The sequence below is a fragment of the Nostoc sp. LPT genome (genome assembly GCF_017115165.1).
In the GTDB taxonomy this organism is placed as follows: Bacteria; Cyanobacteriota; Cyanobacteriia; order Cyanobacteriales; family Nostocaceae; genus Nostoc.
This window is the reverse complement of sequence record NZ_JABXKF010000042.1, coordinates 1-23879: the sequence shown is the minus strand read 5'-3', so window position 1 is coordinate 23879 and position 23879 is coordinate 1. Positions and strand designations below refer to the sequence as shown.

At 42.0% G+C, this 23879-nt stretch carries 18 protein-coding genes and 1 tRNA gene; 13 read left to right on the top strand and 6 right to left on the bottom strand.

Features of this window, described 5'->3' with window-relative positions:
- Positions 1-102: 102 nt before the first annotated feature.
- The 13 genes from HWQ58_RS09535 (at position 103) to HWQ58_RS09475 (ending at position 20679) form a co-directional block, all read left to right on the top strand.
- Positions 103-957: a hypothetical protein gene (locus HWQ58_RS09535; protein WP_292860860.1), complete on the top strand. Its 855-nt coding sequence runs from the start codon at positions 103-105 to the stop codon at positions 955-957.
- On the top strand, positions 926-1915 hold the full coding sequence (locus HWQ58_RS09530; RefSeq protein WP_292860856.1) for an aspartate/glutamate racemase family protein: 990 nt from the start codon (positions 926-928) through the stop codon (positions 1913-1915). The genes HWQ58_RS09535 and HWQ58_RS09530 overlap by 32 nt, the downstream gene beginning before the upstream one ends.
- 41 nt (positions 1916-1956) lie before the next feature.
- Positions 1957-3891 (top strand): non-ribosomal peptide synthetase, encoded by a 1935-nt coding sequence (locus HWQ58_RS09525; protein ID WP_292860853.1) that lies wholly within the window; start codon positions 1957-1959, stop codon positions 3889-3891.
- The gene (locus HWQ58_RS09520) at positions 3888-7229 is read left to right on the top strand and encodes an amino acid adenylation domain-containing protein (protein ID WP_292860850.1); all 3342 of its coding nucleotides are present in this window, start codon (positions 3888-3890) and stop codon (positions 7227-7229) included. Before HWQ58_RS09525 ends, HWQ58_RS09520 begins: the two co-directional genes overlap by 4 nt.
- Before the next feature lie 96 nt (positions 7230-7325).
- Positions 7326-7559 carry an FkbM family methyltransferase gene (locus HWQ58_RS09515; protein ID WP_292860847.1) on the top strand — a complete coding sequence of 78 codons (234 nt, stop codon included), beginning with the start codon at positions 7326-7328 and terminating at the stop codon, positions 7557-7559.
- Positions 7560-7637: 78 nt separating this feature from the next.
- Entirely contained in the window at positions 7638-9551 is a 1914-nt protein-coding gene (locus HWQ58_RS09510; RefSeq protein ID WP_292860845.1) for a condensation domain-containing protein, read from the top strand.
- Positions 9552-9610: 59 nt separating this feature from the next.
- Positions 9611-10873 (top strand): glycosyltransferase, encoded by a 1263-nt coding sequence (locus HWQ58_RS09505; protein ID WP_292860842.1) that lies wholly within the window; start codon positions 9611-9613, stop codon positions 10871-10873.
- Positions 10873-11064 carry a hypothetical protein gene (locus tag HWQ58_RS09500; protein WP_292860839.1) on the top strand — a complete coding sequence of 64 codons (192 nt, stop codon included), beginning with the start codon at positions 10873-10875 and terminating at the stop codon, positions 11062-11064. Before HWQ58_RS09505 ends, HWQ58_RS09500 begins: the two co-directional genes overlap by 1 nt.
- A gap of 35 nt (positions 11065-11099) precedes the next feature.
- Entirely contained in the window at positions 11100-12251 is a 1152-nt protein-coding gene (locus tag HWQ58_RS09495) for a glycosyltransferase (RefSeq protein ID WP_292860837.1), read from the top strand.
- 444 nt (positions 12252-12695) lie between these two features.
- Positions 12696-13673: a glycosyltransferase family 9 protein gene (locus HWQ58_RS09490; RefSeq protein ID WP_292860835.1), complete on the top strand. Its 978-nt coding sequence runs from the start codon at positions 12696-12698 to the stop codon at positions 13671-13673.
- A 199-nt stretch (positions 13674-13872) separates the two neighbouring features.
- The gene (locus tag HWQ58_RS09485; RefSeq protein WP_292860833.1) at positions 13873-15015 is read left to right on the top strand and encodes a glycosyltransferase family 9 protein; all 1143 of its coding nucleotides are present in this window, start codon (positions 13873-13875) and stop codon (positions 15013-15015) included.
- A gap of 919 nt (positions 15016-15934) precedes the next feature.
- Positions 15935-19921, top strand: a complete 3987-nt coding sequence (locus tag HWQ58_RS09480; protein ID WP_292860830.1) for a magnesium chelatase subunit H — start codon at positions 15935-15937, stop codon at positions 19919-19921.
- Positions 19922-20283: 362 nt separating this feature from the next.
- The gene (locus HWQ58_RS09475) at positions 20284-20679 is read left to right on the top strand and encodes a hypothetical protein (protein ID WP_292860827.1); all 396 of its coding nucleotides are present in this window, start codon (positions 20284-20286) and stop codon (positions 20677-20679) included.
- Between the two features lie 30 nt (positions 20680-20709).
- Here HWQ58_RS09475 and HWQ58_RS09470 read toward each other — a convergent pair whose 3' ends face one another.
- The 6 genes from HWQ58_RS09470 to HWQ58_RS09445 all read right to left on the bottom strand — a co-directional run bounded on the left by HWQ58_RS09470 (position 20710) and on the right by HWQ58_RS09445 (position 23836).
- Positions 20710-21297 carry a tyrosine-type recombinase/integrase gene (locus HWQ58_RS09470; RefSeq protein ID WP_292860824.1) on the bottom strand — a complete coding sequence of 196 codons (588 nt, stop codon included), beginning with the start codon at positions 21295-21297 and terminating at the stop codon, positions 20710-20712.
- A gap of 13 nt (positions 21298-21310) precedes the next feature.
- On the bottom strand, positions 21311-21559 hold the full coding sequence (locus HWQ58_RS09465) for a hypothetical protein (protein ID WP_292860822.1): 249 nt from the start codon (positions 21557-21559) through the stop codon (positions 21311-21313).
- Positions 21531-21845, bottom strand: a complete 315-nt coding sequence (locus HWQ58_RS09460; protein ID WP_292860819.1) for a DUF3596 domain-containing protein — start codon at positions 21843-21845, stop codon at positions 21531-21533. The genes HWQ58_RS09465 and HWQ58_RS09460 overlap by 29 nt, the downstream gene beginning before the upstream one ends.
- A gap of 186 nt (positions 21846-22031) precedes the next feature.
- A tRNA-Phe gene (locus tag HWQ58_RS09455) sits at positions 22032-22104 on the bottom strand.
- Positions 22105-22178: 74 nt separating this feature from the next.
- Positions 22179-23048 (bottom strand): metal ABC transporter permease, encoded by an 870-nt coding sequence (locus tag HWQ58_RS09450; RefSeq protein WP_292860816.1) that lies wholly within the window; start codon positions 23046-23048, stop codon positions 22179-22181.
- An 11-nt stretch (positions 23049-23059) separates the two neighbouring features.
- On the bottom strand, positions 23060-23836 hold the full coding sequence (locus HWQ58_RS09445; protein ID WP_292860813.1) for a metal ABC transporter ATP-binding protein: 777 nt from the start codon (positions 23834-23836) through the stop codon (positions 23060-23062).
- Between the last annotated feature and the right edge of the window lie 43 nt (positions 23837-23879).

Below are 23879 nucleotides of genomic sequence, written 5' to 3'. Positions count from 1 at the left end.
GCTGACAACCTGAAAAATATGCCCAATATTAGCTTGAAAAAGATTGATACAATCTTCCTGGCGAAAAGGGAGTTTTTAACCTTTAACATCTATATTATATTTATGATCGCGTCAACATCCAGCATTATCAGCACGATTACCAGTATCATCAACATGGTTTCTGACGAAAAGTTGCAACAGGCTTTGAGTCAGAGTTTTTTGGAAGCTAGTGAGCCACTTCAACATTGTGAAAACTTTTTTGAGCTGTTACCTACTCATTGCTGGTCAAGCAAAATGCTAGCTACATTCTTTTATTCCTGGAAAGCTACACACTTGAAAATGTTAGCTATATATGGCCTATGTTGCCGTTTACAACGTCTTGCTTTAAGCAGAGATACTCAAGAACGGGAACAATTAATGTTAGCTAGTGCCTTCAATGCTGAAACTAGTCACGAAGATTTGGGATTAGACTACGAAGGTGTAACTCACGCTGCACTCTATGAAGATTTTGCTAACAGCTTTTTAGGCAATTATCCTTGGCAATTAGAAGAATATTGTTTACCCCAAGCGCGTGATTTTCAGAAATGGATATATCACAACATGGTGGTAGATGATATTTCCAAAGGTTTACTCACAAATATGTTCTCAGAAATTTACAACCACGGTGAGTATACGCGAGCCTTATTTGCTGTTTCAGAATTAATTGACAAATATTACCACTTCTCCCCTGAAGAAAAAGAAAAAGCTCTGTTCTATATCGGTGTTCATGTTGCAGATGAAACGGAAGTGGCTCACTTTCAAGTGGTCGTCAAAGCCTTGAATGAGTACAGCGAAGCTACTAATACTCCAATTGACTATACACAAGCAAAACTTTTGTTTAAGGAGTACCTGACTCGGTTAGGTACTGTAATGGAAGCACTAACTATAGAGATGAGACAAGAAATAAATGCAGCAAAACATCTGCTATCCGTGCCTTAAACCTCAAGCGCAACATTTTTTTAACGATGCTCAACAAGCTATTGCTGCAACTTTAGATTTTCGACAACATCTGTGTGCGATCGCTCAAAACAAAAAGCTACGTTCAGAAGCTGTTGAGGATCAAAGTTACCCCAATGAAGTGATTGTACTGAAACCAAAACAGACTCAAGCGCCTCCTTTACTACTATTGGGTGGAATGGGGCCTCTAGCTGGTTTGGGAGCTTTTGAGATAGCCTGTCAGATGTTCCACAATAGTAGAGAAATTGTTCTGTTTCAAGCTTGTTCGCTGCCTAATCGGACTACAGCCATTCAACAAAAGATTCAAATTGGTGCATCTCAAGAGCCGGATTTGGTGGTAATGCTGGCGATCGCTATCCGAGAAGCGATGCAGTACATTTGCTCTAGTGTTGAACCTGTTGAGTTGATCGTTCTGTGCAATGGCGCTCATTATTTCTTACCTGAAGTGATGCAGCAACTCCTGCTTGATTATTCAAAGATTTTTTTCAGACTGCAATGGATCTCTTTGATTGACACTACAATACAGTACTTGCAACAACGAAACTTTTGTCAGCCTTTAATTCTCTGTACTACAGCAACGCGGTTAGGGTGTGTTTACTCTCGACCTCTTCAAGAAGTGAGTATTGTTTGCTTAGAACCTAATGATCAGTTGCAATCAATATTAATGCAATCTATTTATCAAGGAGTAAAAACATCTGACTACAATTTTGCTTGTCAAGTCGGTGAACATTTTTTCGTTGAGCTACTCAAGCTCCAGCCTACTGTTGACTGCATTATCGCTGGATGTAGCGAAATTCCCTACTTGCTGGAATGGTTGAAAACTAGCACTTTTAAGCAAGTGAAGGGGTTCTTATCAGAATTGGAAATTATTGATCCTGTGCAACTAACTTTGAACAGTAGACTTAAATCCTTGCAGAATTTGAGGACAGTGAGTCATTAACACTAAGAAAAATTAAATAGCTCTAATCATGAAAATCAACGATGAATAACCCGTTGCAACAGTTAATTCAGAGACATCATGTCCACCCAAATAACCCCTTTGTAAAGTTCGACAAGAAAGATGTTGAACTATCGGTTCCTGAGCGCTTTCAAAAACAAGTACATCTGCATCCTGAACAGATTGCTGTTAAGACTAGGGAGTATGTGTTCACATATAATGCCCTGAATCAGTTCGCCAATCGGATAGCCAGGGCTATCTTAATCAAGCGCGTTCAGCTTCGCTGCGCCGAAGGCGATCGCCAAGCAGAACCGATTGCAATATTATTTGAAAGTGGTGCTTCGATAATTGCTGCAATTCTGGGTGTATTGAAAGTTGGTAAGTTTTATGTACCACTAGATACCTCGCTGCCACAAGCAAGAATTAACTATATTCTCAAAGATTCACAAGCAGGTTTATTGCTAACAGATAGCAAAAATATCTCATTTGCCAAAAAATTGCAAATCAGCGGCTTAGAAATACTCAATATTGATGAGATAGATTCCAGCATTTCTTGTGAAAATCTAGATTTACCTCTGCAACCAGATAATTTTGCCTACATCATTTATACCTCTGGATCAACAGGGCAGCCCAAAGGCGTAATCCAAAACCATCGTTATGTTCTGCATTTGACGATGAACTATACCAACAGTGGTCATATTTGTGCCAATGACAGGCTAGCGCTTTTATACTCCCCAAATTTTGCTGGTGCTGTCAGGGATATCTTCTGCTCCTTGCTCAATGGTGCAACTCTTCTGCCGTATGACGTTAAACAAGAAGGGTTAATAGGTTTAAGTAACTGGCTGAACCAGCAAGAAATAACCATCTTTTTTGCCGTGGCGACTATGTTTCGCCATTTTGTCAACACCTTAACTCAACAGGAGAAGTTCCCCAAACTGCGCCTGATTCAGGTAGGAAGTGAGACAGTCTACAAAAAAGATGTAGAACTTTTCAAGCAGCATTTCTCTAATGACTGTATTTTTGTTGCCAATTTGGGAGGTTCAGAAATTAGCCCAATTCGGCAGTACTTTGTTGATCAGGAAACGGAAATTCTTGGCAGTACTGTACCAGCTGGCTACGCAGTTGAGGATCATGAGGTTTTGTTAGTTGATGAACAGGATCAACCAGTTGAGTTTAATCAGATTGGTGAAATCGTAGTTAGAAGTCGTTATCTGTTTTGTGGTTATTGGCAAAAACCAGACTTGACCGAAGCAGTACTCTTAAAAGATGTACAACAAGAAAATAAACTACTGTATAAAACGGGCGACTTAGGCTGTATGTTGCCAGATGGCTGCCTTTTGCACTTAGGCAGAAAAGACTTCCAGGTGAAAGTCAGGGGCTACCGCATCGACATTTCGGAAGTCGAAATGGCATTGATTAATACCAACCTTATCCGAGAGGCTGCTGTCGTAGAATCACCCGATCATCTGGGTGAGCAACATCTAAGAGCGTATATTGTGCCGGCTCCTCAACAAGCACTCTCACTCCGAGAACTACGAAGTCTGCTCTTAGAAAGCCTACCAGACTACATGGTTCCCTCAACTTTTATGACTTTAGAAGCGCTTCCCCTAACGCCCAATGGCAAAGTTGATCGTTTGGGTTTACCCGCTTTCAGTCAGGCGCAAAGAGCGCCGTCAGAAAATTTAGTTTTGCCTCGCACTTCTACTGAGCAAATACTGGTTGACATCTGGACTCAAATTCTTGGAATAGAAGAAATTGGGATTCATGATAACTTTTTTGAATTAGGGGGTCATTCCCTACTTGTTAATCAACTGATTGCCCAATTATTTAACACTTTCTCAATAAATATTCCTTTAATTACTGTATTTGAATTACCAACGATCGCTCAACTAGCCAAACGTATTGAAAACACTTGTCGGATATTAGTACAAAAGGAAGTGCCTGATAGCACAGATGATTATGATGAAGGGATGCTATGAAAACGCTTGATGAACTGTTGTTAGAACTTGGTCGCCTCAATATCAAAATCTGGGCTGATGGCAACAATCTCCGCTATCAAGCACCTAAAGGTATTCTAACTTCAGATATACTGGCTCAAATAAAAACACACAAAACAGAAATTTTAGCATTCCTAAATCAATCAGTACTTGAGTCACAATCAACCATTAAACCTGTTGATGCAACTATAAAAAATGATCTGCCTTTGTCCTTGACTCAACAACAGTTTTGGCTACTTCATCACCTAGAAGAGTCAAATTATATCTACAACATGGTGAGGGCGTTTCGCTTGGAAGGGGATCTGGATATTCCCAGCTTCGAGCGAGCAATCCAATGTCTAATTGAGCGTCATTCCATTCTAAGGACTGGGTTTAAGGTGGTGGATGGTTCGCCAGGACAGGTGATTACACCTCACCTGAACTTTGAGATTCCTGTAATTGACTTGCAGAACTTATCAGAAACTGAGCGCATTTCTCAAGCACAACAACTTCTTTTGCAAGAGCGTACCCGTGCTTTTGATTTGAATCAGTCTCCTGTGTGGCGAGTGACTTTAATCCGTCTTCTTCCTCACATTCACTTGTTGATGTTCAATCTGCACCACATTATTTGTGATGATTGGTCAATTCAGGTATTTTTGCGGGAATTATCAGCTCTGTATCAAGAAGTTTCAACAGGAAAAATAGCTTCTTTACCAGAACTCCCGATTCAATATGCTGATTTTGCTCATTGGCAAAATCAACAGATCGCTCTGGAGAAATTTCACCAACAATTAAACTACTGGCAGCAAAAGTTGGCAGACGTTGTGCCTATTTTGGAACTACCCTACTTAAGCGGCGAGCGCAATCATAATACAAAGCAAGCGTTTCAATCTGGTATAGTTCCGTTGTCTGTGAGTACTGAGGTGACTTACAAGTTAAAGCAGTTAAGTCAACAGTCTGGGACAACGTTTTTTACCACCCTCTTGACTGCTTTCGCCATCTTACTTTCCCGCTACACTCATCAGGAGGATTTAATTGTCGGAACTGTGATTGCTAATCGCACCTCAGTGCAGACAAATCCACTTATTGGTGCTTTTGTCAATACACTGGGTTTACGTATTCAGATTCCTGATAATCCTACCTTTCGAGAACTGTTAACTGAAGTACAAAAGGTTGTTTTAGAAGCGTATGCTCATAGTGAGGTTCCCTTTGTTAAAGTTATTGAAGCTCTGAAAATAGATCGCAAATCAGGTAATAATTCCCTTTTGCAAGTGATGTTCACTCTAGAAACTATCACTCAGGAGGAATTGCAACTCGCAGGAGTTATGACAACAGTACTGGAGTTGAATAAACCAACAGCCGGAGCAACCTTTGATTTAACCTTAAATTTGTGGGAAACAAACTCACAACTGCAAGGGAAACTAGAGTACAACGCCTATCTGTTTAATGAAGAAATAATCCAGCGCAGCAGTGGACATTTTCAGACTTTGCTAGCAAGAATTGTTGAATCTCCAGATCAGTGTATCGGCAATTTGTCAATACTCAGCGTTACAGAAAGGGAGCAGTTGCTAGGGAAAGAAATACAGGAGATTGAGTCTGAGTTTCTGTGTTTGCATGAGTTGTTTGAAGCACAGGTGGAGAAGACACCCGAAGCTGTAGCACTTAAGTTTGCAGGGCAACAGCTGACTTATCGGGAATTGAATCAGCAGGCTAACAAAATAGCGTATCACTTGCAAACTCTGGGTGTAAAACCAGAAACATTAGTAGGCATTTGTGTAGAACGTTCACTAGAAATGATCGTGGGCATATTGGGAATACTCAAAGCCGGAGGGGCATATATACCACTAGACCCCAGTAATCCGCAAGAACGGTTGAACCACATACTAGAAGATGCACAAGTGCAAGTGTTGGTAACGAATTCGCAATTACGCAACACTTTAGATCAGAGCAATTTTGTTGTCTGTTTAGATGAAGAGGCAGACAAAATTGCTCAGTACCCCGGAAATAACCTAGTCAGTGGTGTGCAGAGTGATAACCTAGCGTACATGATTTATACATCCGGCTCTACAGGAAAGCCCAAAGGGGTATTAATCACTCATCAGAATGTCGTTCGGTTATTTAAAGCTACGGAAAGTTGCTATCAGTTCAATGAAACGGATGTATGGACGCTATTCCATTCGTTTGCATTTGACTTTTCGGTTTGGGAACTGTGGGGAGGGTTGCTGTATGGCGGGTGTGTTGTGGTTGTGCCTTACGAGGTGAGCCGAGACTCGCAAGCATTCTACAACTTACTGATTGCTGAACAAGTGACTGTTCTCAACCAAACTCCATCCGCTTTTTACCAACTAATTCAAGTTGATGAACACTCCAAGACAACAGAAAAATTGAGTTTACGGGTAGTGATATTTGGCGGAGAAGCACTCTCGTTACCTTTGTTGCAGCCTTGGTTTGAGCGGCATGGGGATCAACTGCCCCAGTTAGTAAATATGTACGGCATTACAGAAACAACGGTTCATGTGACAATCCGTCGTTTAACTTTAGCTGATGTCAAAGCCACTAGTAGCTTAATTGGGCAGCCAATTTCCGACTTACAGATTTACCTGCTGGACAAATACCAACAACCTGTACCCATTGGGGTGGTAGGAGAACTTTATGTTGGCGGTGGTGGTGTAGCGAGGGGATATTGGCGGCGCAGTGAACTGACCCAGGAGCGGTTTGTACCCAATCCCTTTAGCAATCAGCAGCAAGGGCGTTTATACAAAACGGGAGATTTAGCGCGATATTTGCCTACAGGTGAGCTTGAGTATAAAGGACGCATCGATCATCAAGTCAAAATTCGGGGCTTTCGGATTGAGTTAGGAGAAATTAAAGCACTACTTTCTGGGCATCAAGGTGTGCAAGAATGTGTTGTACTTGCCAGAGAGGATGAACCTAATAATAAGCGATTGGTAGCCTATATTGTTCCTGACCATATCCAAGCTTCAACCATTCTCAATTTGGTGAGTTTAAAAGAGCAGGGTATACTGAGCGATCGCTCTCTCTATGAGTTACCCAATGGGATGATGATCGCTCATCTCAATAAAACGGAAACAGAATTTCTTTATCAAGAAATATTTACCGAGCAATCCTATTTACAACATGGAATTACCCTTGATGAAGGGGACTGCATTTTTGATGTCGGGGCGAATATCGGTTTGTTTAGTTTATTTGCTGCTCAAGCTTGCCCAAAGGTAAAAATCTATGCTTTTGAACCTATTCCCCCTGTCTTTGAATTGTTACGCTTGAATGCAGAACTTTACAATCTCGATGCCAAAGTCTTTAACATTGGTCTTTCTGGGTAAACTAAATCTGCTGAATTTACTTATTATCCCAATGTTTCCGTCATTTCTGGACGCTTTGCTGACGCATTTGAGGAAAAAGAAGTCGTCAAATCCTTCTTGCTCAAGCAACAAGCAGTAACAGGCAATGGGACAACTGTATCACAGGAAGTACTGGATGAATTATTAGTTGAACGTTTGCAAAGTGAGCAATTTACCTGTCAGGTAAAAACCATTTCTTATATCATTGAAGAAAATAAAATTGAGCGGATTGATTTACTCAAAATTGATGTGGAAAAAAGTGAACGGGATGTATTAGCAGGAATTAAAGAAAGAGATTGGTTAAAAATCTAGCAAATTATTGTTGAGGTTCATGATATTAATGGCAGACTGACTGAAATTACGGAGTTACTTAAATCTCATGGATATGATTTGACCATTGTTCAGGACAAATTACTAGAAGCAACCCCCCTCTATAATATTTACGCGAGACGGACAACAATAAAGCAGCGTTTTCCTCAAGAAACGGGATCGAATAGTTTAGGCAATCGCCAATCGACTTGGAGCAGTTTAGAGACATATATTCAAGACCTTCGCTACTATCTCCAGAAAAAACTGCCTGAGTACATGATTCCATCTGCCTTTGTTGTCCTAGAAAAGTTTCCCTTAACGTCCAATGGAAAAGTTGATAGTCGCGCTCTACCCATACCGGAATTCAAGATTGGACTAGAATCTAGCTTCGTAGCACCTAGCACCCCCACCCAAGAAATTTTAGCTAACCTTTGGGCTGCGATTCTCAGGATTGAGAAAGTCGGGATTTATGATAACTTTTTTGATTTGGGCGGACATTCTCTGCTGGCAACCTCACTTCTGTTCCAAATTCGCCAAGCCTTTGCGATTGATTTTCCCCTGCGGTGTCTGTTTGAAAACCCGACGATCGCCGCCCTCAGCAAGTTAATTGAATCGTTCAAAGCCCATCCAACACTCAGTTCAAATAAAGCCATGTCTCCCTTGGAGAGAAGCCCATTTACACCCGTGCCTCTCTCGCTATCACAGCAGGCGTTATGGTTACTAAATCAATCAGATACTAAGGTCGCAACTCTCAATAGTTCGACTCTGATGCGAGTCAGGCGTCCTCTCTCACCAGAGGTAGTCGAGCAAAGTTTGAATGAAATCGTCCGCCGTCATGAGAATCTCCGCACGGTCTTCACCGTCATCAACGATCAGCCGATGCAGATCGTTTTACCTCACCTGCACCTGCCATTAATCTATGAAAATCTCCAGTACCTACCCCCAGAGGCGCGGGAGTCGGAAGCTGTTCGTTTGGGAATTAAAGTACGTCAGCAGCCCTTCAACTTGGCTGTTGCTCCCCTGATCAGAACTGCCTTATTTCAACTGAATTCAGAAGAGTATTGGCTGGTGATTACCATGCACCATCTGATCGCAGATGGTTGGTCATTTGGTGTGCTTCTGCAAGAATTAGAGGCACTGATACAGGCTTTCGCCAATGGGCAACCTTCGCCCCTGCCAGCCCTATCATGCCAATATACAGATTTTTGCTTGTGGCAGCAGCAAGTATATAATGAGTCCGCGATCGCACAGCAACTCAGTTATTGGCAACGCAAACTCGTTGATGACGAGTTACACCCTTCTCCAAGTCTGATGCTGTCTAGTAAACAGGCAGGACACAGTTTTGTAAACTTACCTGAGTCTGTGGTTAGTTCGATTGAAAAGCTGGGTCGTTCACAGAGGGTGACGAGTTTTGTCATCTTGTTGAGCGCTTTCAAACTTGTTTTAGCGAAGTGGAGTCAACAAAATGAGATTTTGATCCTGGCGACGCTCGGCAACCGCACTGGGCCAGACACAGAGCGGATGATTGGCTGCTTTATCAATGACGTGATTCTGCGATCGCTAATTTTGCCGGAACAGACTGGCTCAACCGTCATTAAACAACTTCAAGAGACTGTCAATGAAGCGATCGAACATAAAGAGGTGTCGCTGCATCGGGTGATCGAGCAGATCCAACATTTACGTCCCCTGAATCTGCTGGCAAGCATTACCATGACCCCCTCGGTTCAAGATCAAATCCCAGACTGGGAAGCGATCGCACCGTCACAATGGGGTGATATGCCAATGGAACTTTATGGCAAAACACCCCCATTAGAGCTTTACGTTGAACTATCAAAAACAATCCGGATCAGGGCTAAATACGGCACTGAGAAATTCTCAGCAGAGACAATCGATCGCCTATTAAATAACTATCAGGAAATTCTGACGAAGCTTGTTAGCCATTCAGAAATGACTGTTTCAAACCTCTTTAAGACAATACATTCAGATTCTAATTGAATCTTCAGTTGTTAAACAGATTGGATATTCAAGAGACAAGGCACTAAAGACGAAGTAAAATGAATTCTCTCAATATACTTCATATTAATAACTGGTTTGGCTTAGGTGGTGCATTTATTGCTGCCCACAATATTCATAAAGGTTTATCCAGAGCCGGGATTCAATCTTTCTTTGCCTATAAAGATGAGATTAATGGAGTGTTTCAGGAAAAAGCTAATGATTTTAAAAATACAGTACAGATTGTCCAAAGAAAAAATCAGTTTGTTGATTTAGCGAACTCAATTACAAGACGAATGGGTTTGAATTACGTTGCCAATCCCTCAATTGCTGATCTTAAACATCAAGCCTGTTATCAGAATGCTGCTTTACTCAACTTTCACCTGCTTCATGATGATTATTTTTCCTATCTCATGCTTCCCTCCTTAACGAGAGATAAACCTGCGGTCTACACGCTACATGATATGTGGAGTTTCACGGGACACTGTGCCTACAGTTATGACTGTTCAAAATGGCAAACTGGTTGTGGAAAATGTCCTTATCCTAATGCGTTACCTCCGATTCAACGAGATGCCACATCTCTAGAGTGGAAGTTAAAGAATTGGGCATATCAACACTCCAACTTAACGATTGTGGCTCCTAGTCGCTGGTTGGCTGAATGCGCTAAAAAGAGTATGCTCAACTGTTTCCCCATTCATCACATTTCCTACGGAATTGATACAGTAGCCTATCAACCACTCGATCAACAGCAGTGTCAATCTGACTTGGGAATTCCCCAGCATAAAAAAGTTCTCATATTTGGAGCACAAGACATGACCAATCGGCGTAAAGGTGGCGATTTATTGCTCAAAGCCCTTTCTCGCATACCTAAATCGCTCAAAGCTGAAACCGTGTTGCTGACTTTTGGGGATGAAGCGAAGGCAATCTCAAATGCCGCAGAAATAGAAGTACTGCACCTTGGCTATATCAGCAGCGATCGCTTAAAAGCCATTGCCTATTCTGCCGCCGATTTATTTCTGTTTCCAACCCGTGCTGATGTTTGCGGATTAGTCGGTCTGGAGGCAGCAGCTTGTGGTACGCCGACAGTTGCCTTCAATGTTGGTGGCGTTCCAGATTATGTCCGTCCTGGTATCACTGGCTATTTAGCAAAACCTGAAGATGCTGATGATTTCTGTAATGGGATTGTCCAACTATTAGAAGACGTTAATTTAGGCGATCGTATGAGTCAAAATTGCCGCAAGGTTGCGGTTGAAGAGTACTCGTTAGAAGTACAAGCCCAACGATACATTCAGTTGTACCAGCAAATTCTTAGAGTATCGGTTTAGTGGGCAGTGCGCCGAAGATACAGAAAACGCTGTACAATGCAGGTTCTATAGAGGACGAGTTGTTACAAACTACTGCTTTGATTGATCTTAGAGATCGGACATCTCTATTAGAATTAGCAGGCGCATTTCTTCAAACCAAAGCCTTCATCTCAGTGGATGCAGGACTATTGCACGCAGTTATTCCTTTCTAATTGGCCGTGATAGAAAATCATAGAGGAGCAAGATCTTGACTAAAAATCAAATGCGCTTAGGGATTGTCTGTGATTACCTAGAAGAAAACTGGCATAGCATGAATTTATGCGCTCAGATGCTACTCAAGCACTTGCAAGCTGAACATCTTACATCTATTCAAGCCATAGAGGTACGTCCAACATTTCAATGGCGTTGTCAAAAAATTCCCTGGTTTGGGAAAAAGCGCTTTACCTACAATACTGACCGCTTACTCAATCGATTTTGGGACTATCCTCGTTACCTCAGCCAACGGGTAGCAGATTTTGATTTATATCATGTTACTGACCACTCCTACGCCCATCTAGCCCATGTCTTACCCCCAAAACGTACAGGGGTATACTGTCACGATATTGATGCTTTTTACTCTTTGGTAGAGCCAGTAAAAGACCCTCGACCTGCTTGGTATCAAGCCATGTCTCGGAGAATTTTGCATGGTTTACAATCATGTGCTGTTGTATTTTATTCAACCGCAGAAGTCAGGAAACAAATTGAGCATTATCAACTGGTGGAACCATCGCGCTTAGTTTATGCTCCCTATGGTTTCGCCCCAGAATTTTGTATTACTCCTGAAAACGCCAATATTGCCGATCAACAAATACGAGAACAAATAGGTAAAGCACCTTTTCTACTCCATGTTGGTAGTTGCATTCAGCGCAAGCGCATCGATACTCTTTTACAAGTGTTTGCTCAGTTACAAGCTATTTACCCAGAGTTACGACTTGTGAAAGTCAGCGGCGAGTGGACACCAACCCAACAGCAACAAATTGCTCATTTGAATATTAAAAAGTCAATAATTCACCTACAAAATTTACAGCGTACAACCATAGCAGCACTTTATCGACAAGCATCAGCAGTATTATTAACAAGTATAGCAGAAGGCTTTGGATTACCAGTTATTGAAGCCTTAGCCTGTGGAGCGATCACAGTTGTCAGCGATATTCCTGTATTGCGTGAGGTAGGACAAGAAGCAGTGGTTTACTGTCCAACTGCGGATGTTTCAGCCTGGGTAAAGACAGTAGAACAGCTATTGCTAAACCCCACTAGCGCCCCAGATATCAATCTTCGCTTGAGTCAGGCTCACAAATATTCTTGGTCTACTCACACCCAGATTATTGCTCAATCATATTTAGAATTAATCGGTAATTAAAACTGTATGAAAATAGTATTTGTAAATCCGGTAAGAGTAATTGGTGGTGCAGAGAGAGTCTTGCTGACTATATTGACTGCTTTAAAACACAGCCAAATATACAACTTCACTTAATTGTAGGTACAGATCCCTAGCTGTCTAAATGGTATACAAAGCAAGTAAGCTGATATTGCACCTACCAGCAGTAAAAATTAGTGATAGTCAAATTGCTTCGCCATTGCCAGGGCGAACGCACGGAATTTCTGAAACCCTTGCTGGATAAAGATGTTGACGGAAAAATAGGCTCAATTAAAAAACGCCAAAACCCCTATTATTAAAGAATTCTTATACTTTAGATGCGTTTGCCCTGGTGTTTTGGTGGATTGGTAGCTTTTAAGATGGCTCAATTGTTGCGATCGTAAAATCGAAAAACTGCCTTTTTACTAAAAATTGAAGACACTAAATATGGAAAAACCAAATATGTTTAATAACAGCATTACAGATCAATCTATCTTCTATCCACGATTTCGAGATTCAGAACCATTAGCAGCATCGAAATATTATACTGAAAAGTATGACTGTGACTTGGCAATACCTAGTTATCTTGGAATAGGAAGCTGTGTATGTTATACACCATTAGTTGAAGCATTATCTTTAAATAAAGGGCGACTTATAAAAGTATTGACTGCTCCTTTAAACTATTATAAAAAAGCTCAAGAAAACGGGTATGCAATCTGGGATAACAATCCATATATTGAGACAATTATCAATGCCGATGACATAGACCCGAACATTATGCTAGAAGTGTCCGTTGAGTCAGATAATTTTTGTCAAAGCCGTCATATCATAGAAAATATCTGTTTTGCTCATGGACTGCGCCCTCGTCAATTAAGGGGTTCTTTATTTTTATCTCACGCAGAAATGCAGTGGGGATTAAAGACTCTTGCTCACCTCAAACGTCCCGTTGTTTGTATCTGTCCCTATGGGACTTCATCGAGTACTAAAGACTCACCTTGGCACTTAGATAACTCGCTAGAATTAGTCGATTACTTGAAAAATAAAGTAAGTTTTTTACATATTGGCAATAATGACTTTGAGCAAAAGACGTTTTCTATCTTTACACCAAAAACAACTATTAGACAAGCAATGGCTCTGATTTGGGCAAGCGATTTATATGTAGGATTTGATACTGGCCCTTCTCATATTGCTACTGCATTTGCGAAACCAACACTGGTTTTATGGGATGCTGTGAGAAAAGCTTCTTTAGAAGAAGAGAAACAAGAAGGATTTAGTATTGCTCATCTGCGTCGATGGTCTTATCCTCAAAATCAGAATTTAGTTATTCTTGGTGAGAAAAAGAAGGAAGTCCTTGAAGACTGCTTGGAATTCATTCTTGAACAACTCAACTCCTTTAATCGACTTAGTAAACTAATCACGAATTGATAAAACTAAGTACAACATTTTATTAATTCGTAGGCAATTCTCTGCGCCCCTTTGCGTTTACCTTTGCGAACCTTTGCGTTTAAATTTCAACCCTCAATTCGCCACGATTTTACGCAAAGCTGTACTAAGAGAATATTTGGAAAGTCGTTGTCAGACATCATCTAAAAATAACTTAAAAAATTTGTAAAAAATTCGTGATATGCAAGTCTTTGTCGATCAATCCTTACGCCCACATCCCCATCTTGCCGTATTTGGCTCCAGCAAAGTTGGCAATTATGTAGTAATTACCCCCTTGCTGCGAGGCCTGAAAGAAAAATATCCAGATTGCACGTTGGATTTTTTTGGCAGTGACGTAACCCAAGATTTTGAACTTTATTGTCCCTACATTGATTGGCGCTTTTCTCTGTATAGCGATCGCGATGATATCTTAGCGCAGTTAGCGCAAGTAGTGCATCAACGGCAACAAGTTGCAGGCTCTTACGATTTAGCGATTAATTGTGATGAATTCAGCCCCATCAACCTAGTGATGACAACTGCCCTACGTCCCCTGTATGTCACAGGAGCGGCTTTGACACAAGACTTTCAGAAAAAGCTAGATGGAGGTGAAAATGCGAATTCAATTCAAAGCCTGCTCCAGGATCGAGATTGGAATAGTTCTAAATTGGTCGAAAGGCATCAAGGCGTGATTCAGAGCAACTACATTGGGGAAATCTTCTGTCGTTTAGCCTATGTTGAAACCGACTTTTTCAAGTTAGAACTGCCCAGTCAAGAACCTAATTTTCCTGTACCCGATGTGCTAATTCATGTGACAGCCACCCGACCTGCCAAGCTCTGGCCGATTCACGCTTGGCAGCAAGCGATTCATTGGTGTATGGCACAAGGACTGAGTGTCGGTTTAGTGGGCAGTGCGCCGAAGATACAGAAAACGCTGTACAATGCAGGTTCTATAGAAGACGAGTTATTACAAACTACTGCTTTGATTGATCTCAGAGGTCAGACATCTCTGTTAGAATTGGCAGGCGCATTTCTTCAAACCAAAGCTTTCATTTCAGTAGATGCAGGGCCATTACATATTGCAGCTGCGATGGGATGCCAGACAATTGCTATCTTCGGCAATGATGTTGATGGCGATGGAGCCAGTCCAATACACTTGTGGAAACCAAGACAATCTCACGTACATATAGCGTTTTCAACTTTCAAATGTACCTTGTGTCAAGAGCATAGTTTTAGCAATAAGTCGTGTCTCGTGCTAGACCATCCTTGCATGAGCCATCTGTCTTCTCAGCAGATTATCGATTATCTCCGAAGCCTGCTAAAAAAAGTTTGTCAAAAAATGGTGTGAAATTGCTCACCATTCGCGTAATAGGTATTGAATCCGATGACCATATACTCATCACAATCACCATACAGATCGCCAAGTGTGATGTCAGTTTCTGCTTGCGTATCTCTCTACTAAGTAAGTCGGCACAATAAAACCAAACTGTGTGAAGAAAAGTAAACAAGACTCAAACCCTCTCTTTTCTTGCTCCCAGCCCCCAGCAAGAACTGCGTTATCCCAACGATAATTATTTACGCCGACCTACTTATCTGTTTGCCCTAATAACTTGCTCAACTGTTTCTGTTGGTATCGGTGTTTCTATCGCTTTTAGCACTTTCCCCGATTCCATTAAAAGTGATACCAGGGAAAATTCTTTGAGTTGTATTAGCCGCGCGTGTTTTTAAGTATAACTCTCAATTTACCGTAAATCAAAGGGTTTAAGACCCCAACCATTACATGTAGCGCAAAGTCAAAGCCACTCTGCCTCCAAATCATTTTCAGTCGGGGTTTAAATGGAACGTAGTTGCCACAACGCTCTTAACCCGCGCATCGCCCTTGGGAGAAGGCACTTCTCAACTCTTAGAGACGCACTCGCGTTCGTCTGAAAATGTCTAAAATGTTTGAATGCGTGAATGCGTGAATTGTTAACTGTTTTTGGTCTTAACCGAAAAGTATTGATATCTAAATAGCTATTTAACTATCAAAAATAAGTATTGCAAAAATTTTACAAATAAGTGAGCCAATACTTTTAGATAAAGTCAAAAATTACGAAGAAATATTTCGTTTTTTATATCGATTTGTGTCAGATACACGATAAAATGCCCACTGGGTAAGCGTTTTCTGATAAAAAACACATATTGCCTAAAGATCAGAAGTTAACTGTGGCTGCCGATGCCGCTAATAACTTCTAGTAGAGAACACGCATCAAAGGAGCCGAAGAAGCATGTTCACACACGTCAAGTCCACCATTAGACACATTGCGCCTGATAACTTACGCGGACGTAGTTTAATCAAGGTGGTCTATGTCGTGCTTGAGTCCCAGTACCAGAGTGCTTTGTCGCAAGCAGTTCGCACGATTAACGCGAACAATCCCAACTTGGCGATTGAAATCAGCGGGTACTTGATTGAGGAACTCCGCGACCCAGAGAATTACGAAGAGTTCAAACGAGAAATTGAAAGTGCGAATATCTTCATCGCTTCCCTCATTTTCATTGAAGACTTAGCACAGAAAGTAGTAGCAGCAGTAGAACCACATCGCGATCGCCTGGACGTTTCCGTTGTCTTTCCCTCGATGCCAGAAGTAATGCGCCTGAGTAAAATGGGCAGCTTTTCCCTGGCACAGTTGGGACAGTCAAAAAGTGCGATCGCGCAATTCATGCGGAAACGCAAAGAAAAATCCGGTGCGGGATTCCAAGATGGAATGCTGAAGCTTTTGCGAACGCTGCCGCAAGTGCTGAAATTTTTACCGATGGACAAGGCACAGGATGCCCGAAATTTCATGCTCAGTTTTCAGTATTGGCTAGGTGGTTCTCCAGAAAATCTGGAAAACTTCTTGCTGATGCTAGCTGATAAATATGTATTTAAAGGTTTAGAAAAACAGAATTTTGCACCTTCTACATACGAACAGCCGGTGGTTTATCCCGATTTAGGGATTTGGCACCCTTTGGCTCCCAGTATGTTTGAAGATGTCAGAGAGTACCTGAATTGGTATACAGCTCGTAAGGATATTTCTAGCGATCTAAAAGATCCTTTAGCTCCTTGTGTCGGGTTAGTATTGCAACGCACTCACCTAGTTACAGGGGATGATGCCCATTATGTAGCGATGGTGCAGGAGTTGGAAGCATTAGGCGCACGGGTACTACCTGTGTTTGCTGGTGGTTTGGACTTCTCCAAGCCGGTGGATGCATACTTTTATGAACCGACTACTAATATACAGTTGGTAGATGCAGTGATATCGCTGACTGGTTTTGCTTTAGTGGGTGGCCCAGCCAGACAAGATCATCCCAAAGCAATTGAGTCACTCAAACGCTTAAACCGTCCTTACATGGTGGCATTACCCTTAGTATTCCAAACCACAGAAGAGTGGATGGATAGCGATTTAGGGTTACATCCCATTCAAGTAGCTTTGCAAATTGCAATTCCTGAATTGGATGGGGCAATTGAGCCGATAATTTTATCCGGTAGGGATGGGACTACAGGCAAAGCGATCGCCCTGCGCGATCGGGTTGAAGCTGTCGCCGAACGCGCCTTAAAATGGGCAAATCTGCGCCGCAAGCCAAAGCTGGATAAAAAAGTTGCCATCACCGTTTTCAGCTTTCCACCAGATAAAGGCAACGTCGGAACCGCCGCTTACTTGGATGTATTCGGCTCAATCTATGAAGTGATGAAAGCCCTCAAAAATAACGGCTACGACTTACCAGAATTGCCAGAATCAGCGGAAGCGTTGATGCAAGAAGTCATCCATGACGCCCAGGCGCAGTACAATAGCCCAGAACTGAACATTGCTTACAAAATGTCGGTTCCTGAGTATGAGGCGCTGACCCCATACTCTCAACGCCTAGAAGAAAACTGGGGTCCACCTCCGGGACATCTCAATAGTGATGGGCAAAACCTGCTGATTTATGGTAAGCAATTCGGTAACGTCTTCATCGGTGTCCAACCTACATTTGGTTATGAAGGCGATCCGATGCGGCTGTTGTTCTCCCGTTCAGCTAGTCCTCACCACGGTTTTGCTGCTTACTACACGTACCTAGAGCAAGTTTGGAAAGCTGATGCTGTACTGCACTTTGGTACACACGGTTCCTTGGAATTCATGCCAGGTAAACAGATGGGGATGTCTGGTGACTGTTATCCAGATAACTTGATTGGCTCAATTCCCAATCTGTATTACTACGCAGCTAATAATCCGAGTGAAGCAACAATTGCCAAACGTCGGAGTTATGCCGAAACAATTTCTTACTTGACACCGCCGGCAGAAAATGCTGGTTTGTATAAAGGTTTAAAGGAACTTAGCGAATTAATTGCTTCCTATCAAACCTTGAAAGATAGTGGACGCGGTGTTTCAATTGTCAACAGCATCATGGATAAATGCCGGATCGTGAATCTGGATAAGGATATTAACCTGCCAGAAACCGATGCCAGAGACATGAGTGCCGACGATCGCGATAATATTGTTGGCAACGTCTACCGCAAGTTGATGGAAATCGAGTCTCGGTTGTTGCCTTGTGGGTTGCACGTGATTGGTAAACCGCCAAGTGCAGAAGAAGCGATCGCAACTCTCGTCAACATTGCCAGTCTAGATCGTCAGGAAGAAGAACTTCAAGGCTTACCGGGAATTATCGCTAACAGCATTGGGCGTAACATTGATGATATTTACCAAAATAGCGATCAAGGCATTTTAGAAGATGTCCAGTTATTGCAAGATATCACCTTGGCAACCCGTGCAGCAGTTACTGCCCTTGTACAAGAGCAAATCGACGCCGAAGGACGAGTTTCTCTGGTTTCCCGTTTGAATTTCTTCAACATGGGCAAAAAAGAACCTTGGGTAGAAGCATTGCATAAAGCAGGTTATCCCAAAGTTGATGGCGCAGCCCTAAAACCCCTATTTGAGTATTTGGAATTCTGCCTGCAACAAGTTTGTGCCGATAACGAACTGGGAGCATTACTCAAAGGCTTAGAAGGTGAGTACGTTCTACCTGGCCCAGGTGGCGATCCCATCCGCAACCCAGATGTATTGCCCACGGGTAAGAATATCCATGCACTCGATCCGCAATCCATCCCCACAACAGCAGCAGTCCAATCAGCCAAAATCGTCGTAGATAGGCTTTTGGCGCGTAACAAGGCTGAAAACGATGGAAAATGGCCAGAAACCATCGCCTGCGTTCTTTGGGGAACCGATAACATCAAAACTTACGGCGAATCCCTAGCACAAATTATGTGGATGGTGGGCGTGCGTCCAGTTCCCGATGCCTTGGGACGGGTGAACAAGTTGGAGTTGATATCTCTAGAAGAGTTAGGACGCCCCAGAATTGATGTAGTAATCAACTGTTCTGGTGTATTCCGCGACTTGTTCATCAACCAAATGAACTTACTAGACCAAGGCGTGAAGATGGCAGCCGAGGCAGATGAACCCTTAGAAATGAACTTTGTTCGCAAACACGCTTTGCAACAAGCCGAAGATATGGGGATTAATCTGCGTCAAGCAGCGACGCGCGTTTTCTCCAACGCTTCTGGTTCCTATTCGTCAAATATTAACTTGGCAGTAGAAAACAGCACTTGGGACAGCGAAGCCGAGTTGCAGGAAATGTATCTCAACCGCAAATCCTTCTCCTTCAATTCCGATAACCCCGGAATCATGGACGAATCCCGGCAGATTTTTGAAAGTACATTGAAAACTGCTGATGCAACTTTCCAAAATCTCGATTCTTCTGAGATTAGCTTAACGGATGTTTCTCATTACTTTGATTCAGATCCTACTAAGTTAGTTACAAGTCTGCGAGGTGATGGTAAAAAACCAGCATCTTATATTGCAGATACAACCACAGCTAACGCTCAAGTGCGGACATTATCAGAAACTGTGCGTTTGGATGCGCGTACCAAATTGTTAAATCCCAAATGGTATGAGGGGATGCTGAATCACGGTTATGAAGGTGTACGCGAACTCTCCAAGCGATTAGTAAACACAATGGGTTGGAGTGCAACAGCCGGCGCTGTAGATAACTGGATTTACGAGGATACTAACGAAACCTTCATCAAAGATGAAGAAATGCAGAAACGGTTGATGAACCTTAATCCCCATTCTTTCCGCAAGGTTGTATCAACTTTGTTGGAAGTGAATGGACGCGGTTATTGGGAGACTAGCGAGGAGAATTTAGACCGCCTACGTGAGTTGTACCAAGAAGTTGAAGACCGGATTGAAGGGATTGAATAATCCCTAATCATAAATGTAGGGACGTTTTATGAACGTCTCTACATAAAAAACCGTTTTGACCAAGCCCCGTTGGGGTGGGGTTGCTCCCTTCTAGAGAGCCCCAACAACCATCAATTTCACAAGCCCTGTCAATTCACTGGCGTAGCAAAAGGTCTATGTCACAAGCCTCGACCAATGCCGTCTTCCCTATACCCTACACCCTACCCCCTATACCCTATTAGTGACAAATTGTATGGAATCTGGCTAAATGAAAATCAAATATAGCAGCTGAGTCAATAGAACCAGATTTAGTATCACTAGAGCGCGATCGCCAGCACCTCATTGTTGTAGACGATGCTCACCGCTTTAACCTTTTATCTCAGTTGCGTGAACTTCTCGTCAACCCTGAACTTGCAAATAAAGTTACCTTAATTTTATCTACACGTAGCGTTTTTAAAGACTCAATCCTTTATCAGTTAGGGACATTACTAGATAATCAATTTGCCACTATTGAAGTCAAAACTCTAACAAACCAGGATATTAACCAAATTCTAGAATTTTCTCTTTACAACATTACTGAAGAAGATGTTCGTTATGCCATAGTTAAAACTGCTGAAGGTAATCCACTATTTGCTGGCATAGCAGCTCGCCTATTTCAGCAAGGAAAAACACTAGTAAACCTCTCTCGTGAAAAGATATTAACGAATTACCTAGATGAAATTATTAAAGATTTAGCTGAAGCAGATAACAGCGATCGCCTCAATGATTATCATTCTTAGCAACTGTATATTTTATTTTCTGGAAATCCCTTAGTAAAGTGTAGTCGCACCATAGTGATTGTCAATCATCTTCGCCGGAGTTCCAGTCCATCTATCGATAGCTGTGCTGTTAATATGTGATTCCACGCACAACCTGATAAAGGTATGTCGTGTCTGGTAGCTTTTGCGGTAAGGAACGCTGCATTTGGCTAAAATAGACTTCCATGCACGATTATAAAAGTTGTGATGGTCGATAAATTTTCCTTTTGGACTTGTAAAAATTAATGCTTCAGGATTAAGTTCCTTTGGTCGAATCTCATTTAACATCGCTTGTAATTCTGAATTAATTGGGAAATCCCGTTTTCTTTGTGTTTTTAACCCTTCCTTAAGGATTAAGCCATCTTCAGAAACGACAACAGATTCTCGAAATTGAACTGCACTATTTGTAATGTTTTTCCACTTTAAAGCAATTGCCTCAGATGGTCTGCATCCAGTAAGGAAAAGGAAGCGCACATAGTGAGTGTAGTGGTTATAGTGGCGATCGCTAGCAAAAGTACGAATAATTAAATCTCTTTCTTCTTTACCGAAGGGATTAATATCTTGTTCTTCAGTAGCACCCTTGGGTGTTTTGATTTTCATGGCAGCAAAAGGGTTAGTCGTCTATTAACCCTTCTTCCATTGCCCAATTACAGCAAGCTTTGAACTGAGTTAGACAACGTTTGGCAGCATTTGGAGTTAAATTTGCTAGAAGATAATCTCGAATAGCGGATGCTTCATCTAGCGATCGCGTTGGTAATTTAGCGATGTGATTCCGATGCTTAGTAAAGTCTTTGGCATAGGTACTAGGGCTAATTTGCGGTTTTTTAAACTCGCTATACCTGTCCCAAAGTTGGTCTAACATGAGGTTGAGGCTTCTTCTTTATGGGTGTAATGGGTGTAATCGTACTTAGCGCAGATTGAAGTTGGTACTTCTCTAGAGTTAAGTCCAATCGCTCACAGAGTATATCTTTCTCAATCTCAGATGCCTTAAGTTGAGCCAATTTCCGATTATTTAGGGTATCTGCTAAACCAGTAGAGATGTAATAACGCTTGCCCCTATATCTAAACCGCAACTGCAATCGATCATTAGAGTTAATGATCGAGACAGAACCCTTAGATGCCCGCCCTGTAGGAGTTTTGGAGAACATAATTTTATAAGGTGTAATTAGTCCTCTACTCTATCGCTTTTACACCCAATTTACACCCATTTTTTGTCTAAAGGTATCCAAAAATGTCTAAAACTCCTTTCAAAATTAGAACATTTGTTCTACAAAATTGGGATTGATAAAGTAAAAACCCCTTGAAAATTAATAGTTTTTAAGGGGTTTAATCGATGCCAGGAACCGGACTTGAACCGGTGACACGAGGATTTTCAGTCCTCTGCTCTACCAACTGAGCTATCCCGGCTAGGGCTTTTGTTAGCCACGATTAATCAATGTAGCAAAGATAAAAGAATATAGCAAGTCTTTGGAGAAAAATAGTTATGCAACTTTCAAAGTCAACTTAAACCAGATGAAAACGGCTACAAATAGTAGAAATTGGACAAGAACAATACTTGGCCCAGAAGCCAGGTTGAAAATACCTGAGACAATGATGCCAGCAATGCTGCTGATGGAACCAACTATCACCGACATGATTAGAAAACGGCTAAAGTGGTGACTCATCAGTTTGGCGGTGGAGGCGGGAATGACCAAAAAGGCATTCACTAGTAAAACACCGACGGCTTTAATCGCAACAGCAACGGCGAGTGAAAGCAAGACCACAAAAGCGTAGCGGTACAATTGAACGGGAACGCCTTGAACTTGGGCTACATCGGGGTTAAGGGTCAATAAAATTTGCTGTCGCAGAGTTGATAGTAAAAATATGCTACCTCCCACAAGAACTAGCAGGGTCAAAATCAAATCTGTGGTGTTGATCGCTAGAATATCCCCGAACAGTACAGCCATCAAGTTGCCACGATATCCTTTAATTAAGCTCGTGAGAATTAAACCGATCGCTAATGCCCCAGATAGCACTATGCTAAGTATGCTATCGCTAGCTAAGTCGGTTTTATCGATAAAGTAAAGGACAATAACCCCAAAAACTAAGGTAAAAGGTAACAGCATCCAAGTAGGATTTATTTGTAGCAGTACACCTAATGCCACACCTACCAATGCCGCATGACCAACCGCGTGGCTGAAAAATGACAACTGGCGCAAGGTAACAAAACTACCCAACATCCCGCCAAGTATTCCCATTAAGGCAGCACCGACGATCGCACGCTGTATCGAAGCAAGTTGTAACAACTCTAGCAAGTCATTACTACTAGCGATCGCAAGCCAAGTTATCTGACAATCATTCAAGAAATTCATACTTATGGGTATTAATGTTGGTGCTGGTAGCGACTGAAACCTGGGCCGTAGGTTGCTAACAGGTTTTGCGGTGAAAGGGCAATTTCTGGCTTACCAGTACAAACAATGCTTTGGTTCAGGCAAAGCACGCGATCGCAATGCCGATTTACCATATCAATATCGTGAGAAACTTGTAATACTGTCCAACCTTCCTCGCGCTTTAATTCATTTAACAAAGCGTAAAAATCTGCTGCACCCTGCACATCAACACCAGCAAAGGCTTCATCTAGTACCAAGAGTTTCCGAGGCATTACCAAACAATAAGCCAATAAAACCCGCTTGAGCTGACCGCCACTAAGAGTACCAATAGCTTGATGCTGTAAATGATAAGCATCAGTTCGCCGTAAAGCTTCTGTTACTGCTGCCGATTTTTCTCGGTCTTGTCTCCCCAGCTTGGAAAAAAATGAACTCTTTTTTTTCCGTTCCTTAGTCCATCCCAGTCCGACTAATTCGCTGACAGAAATCGGAAAGCTCCGGTCAAAAATAAAGTTTTGTGGCATATAGCCCAACGTGTGGCGTAAATGCCCCAATCTGGAAATTGGACGACCCAAGATTTCAATCGTCCCAGCACTTCGAGGTATCAAATCTAAAACCGCTTTTACCAGGGTACTTTTACCAGCACCATTGGGGCCAACAATGGCTGTATCTGTTCCTGGCAATAATTCAAAGGAAACATCTCGAACAGCTAGATAGCTGCCTTGATAGACAGTTAATCCTTCTACTTTCAAAATAGGAATGTCATTGGTCATTGGTCATTGGTCATTGGTCATTGGTCATTGGTCATTGGTCATT

What these genes read in the sequence shown, in the direction of transcription:
- HWQ58_RS09470 (WP_292860824.1), bottom strand. Translation starts at nt 21,297, where the DNA reads ATGAAAATCAAAACACCCAAGGGTGCTACTGAAGAACAAGATATTAAT.
- HWQ58_RS09460 (WP_292860819.1), bottom strand. Translation starts at nt 21,845, where the DNA reads ATGTTCTCCAAAACTCCTACAGGGCGGGCATCTAAGGGTTCTGTCTCG.
- HWQ58_RS09520 (WP_292860850.1), top strand. Translation starts at nt 3,888, where the DNA reads ATGAAAACGCTTGATGAACTGTTGTTAGAACTTGGTCGCCTCAATATC.
- HWQ58_RS09505 (WP_292860842.1), top strand. Translation starts at nt 9,611, where the DNA reads ATGAATTCTCTCAATATACTTCATATTAATAACTGGTTTGGCTTAGGT.
- HWQ58_RS09490 (WP_292860835.1), top strand. Translation starts at nt 12,696, where the DNA reads ATGGAAAAACCAAATATGTTTAATAACAGCATTACAGATCAATCTATC.
- HWQ58_RS09525 (WP_292860853.1), top strand. Translation starts at nt 1,957, where the DNA reads ATGAATAACCCGTTGCAACAGTTAATTCAGAGACATCATGTCCACCCA.
- HWQ58_RS09535 (WP_292860860.1), top strand. Translation starts at nt 103, where the DNA reads ATGATCGCGTCAACATCCAGCATTATCAGCACGATTACCAGTATCATC.
- HWQ58_RS09445 (WP_292860813.1), bottom strand. Translation starts at nt 23,836, where the DNA reads ATGACCAATGACATTCCTATTTTGAAAGTAGAAGGATTAACTGTCTAT.
- HWQ58_RS09530 (WP_292860856.1), top strand. Translation starts at nt 926, where the DNA reads ATGCAGCAAAACATCTGCTATCCGTGCCTTAAACCTCAAGCGCAACAT.
- HWQ58_RS09485 (WP_292860833.1), top strand. Translation starts at nt 13,873, where the DNA reads ATGCAAGTCTTTGTCGATCAATCCTTACGCCCACATCCCCATCTTGCC.
- HWQ58_RS09450 (WP_292860816.1), bottom strand. Translation starts at nt 23,048, where the DNA reads ATGAATTTCTTGAATGATTGTCAGATAACTTGGCTTGCGATCGCTAGT.
- HWQ58_RS09465 (WP_292860822.1), bottom strand. Translation starts at nt 21,559, where the DNA reads ATGTTAGACCAACTTTGGGACAGGTATAGCGAGTTTAAAAAACCGCAA.
- HWQ58_RS09480 (WP_292860830.1), top strand. Translation starts at nt 15,935, where the DNA reads ATGTTCACACACGTCAAGTCCACCATTAGACACATTGCGCCTGATAAC.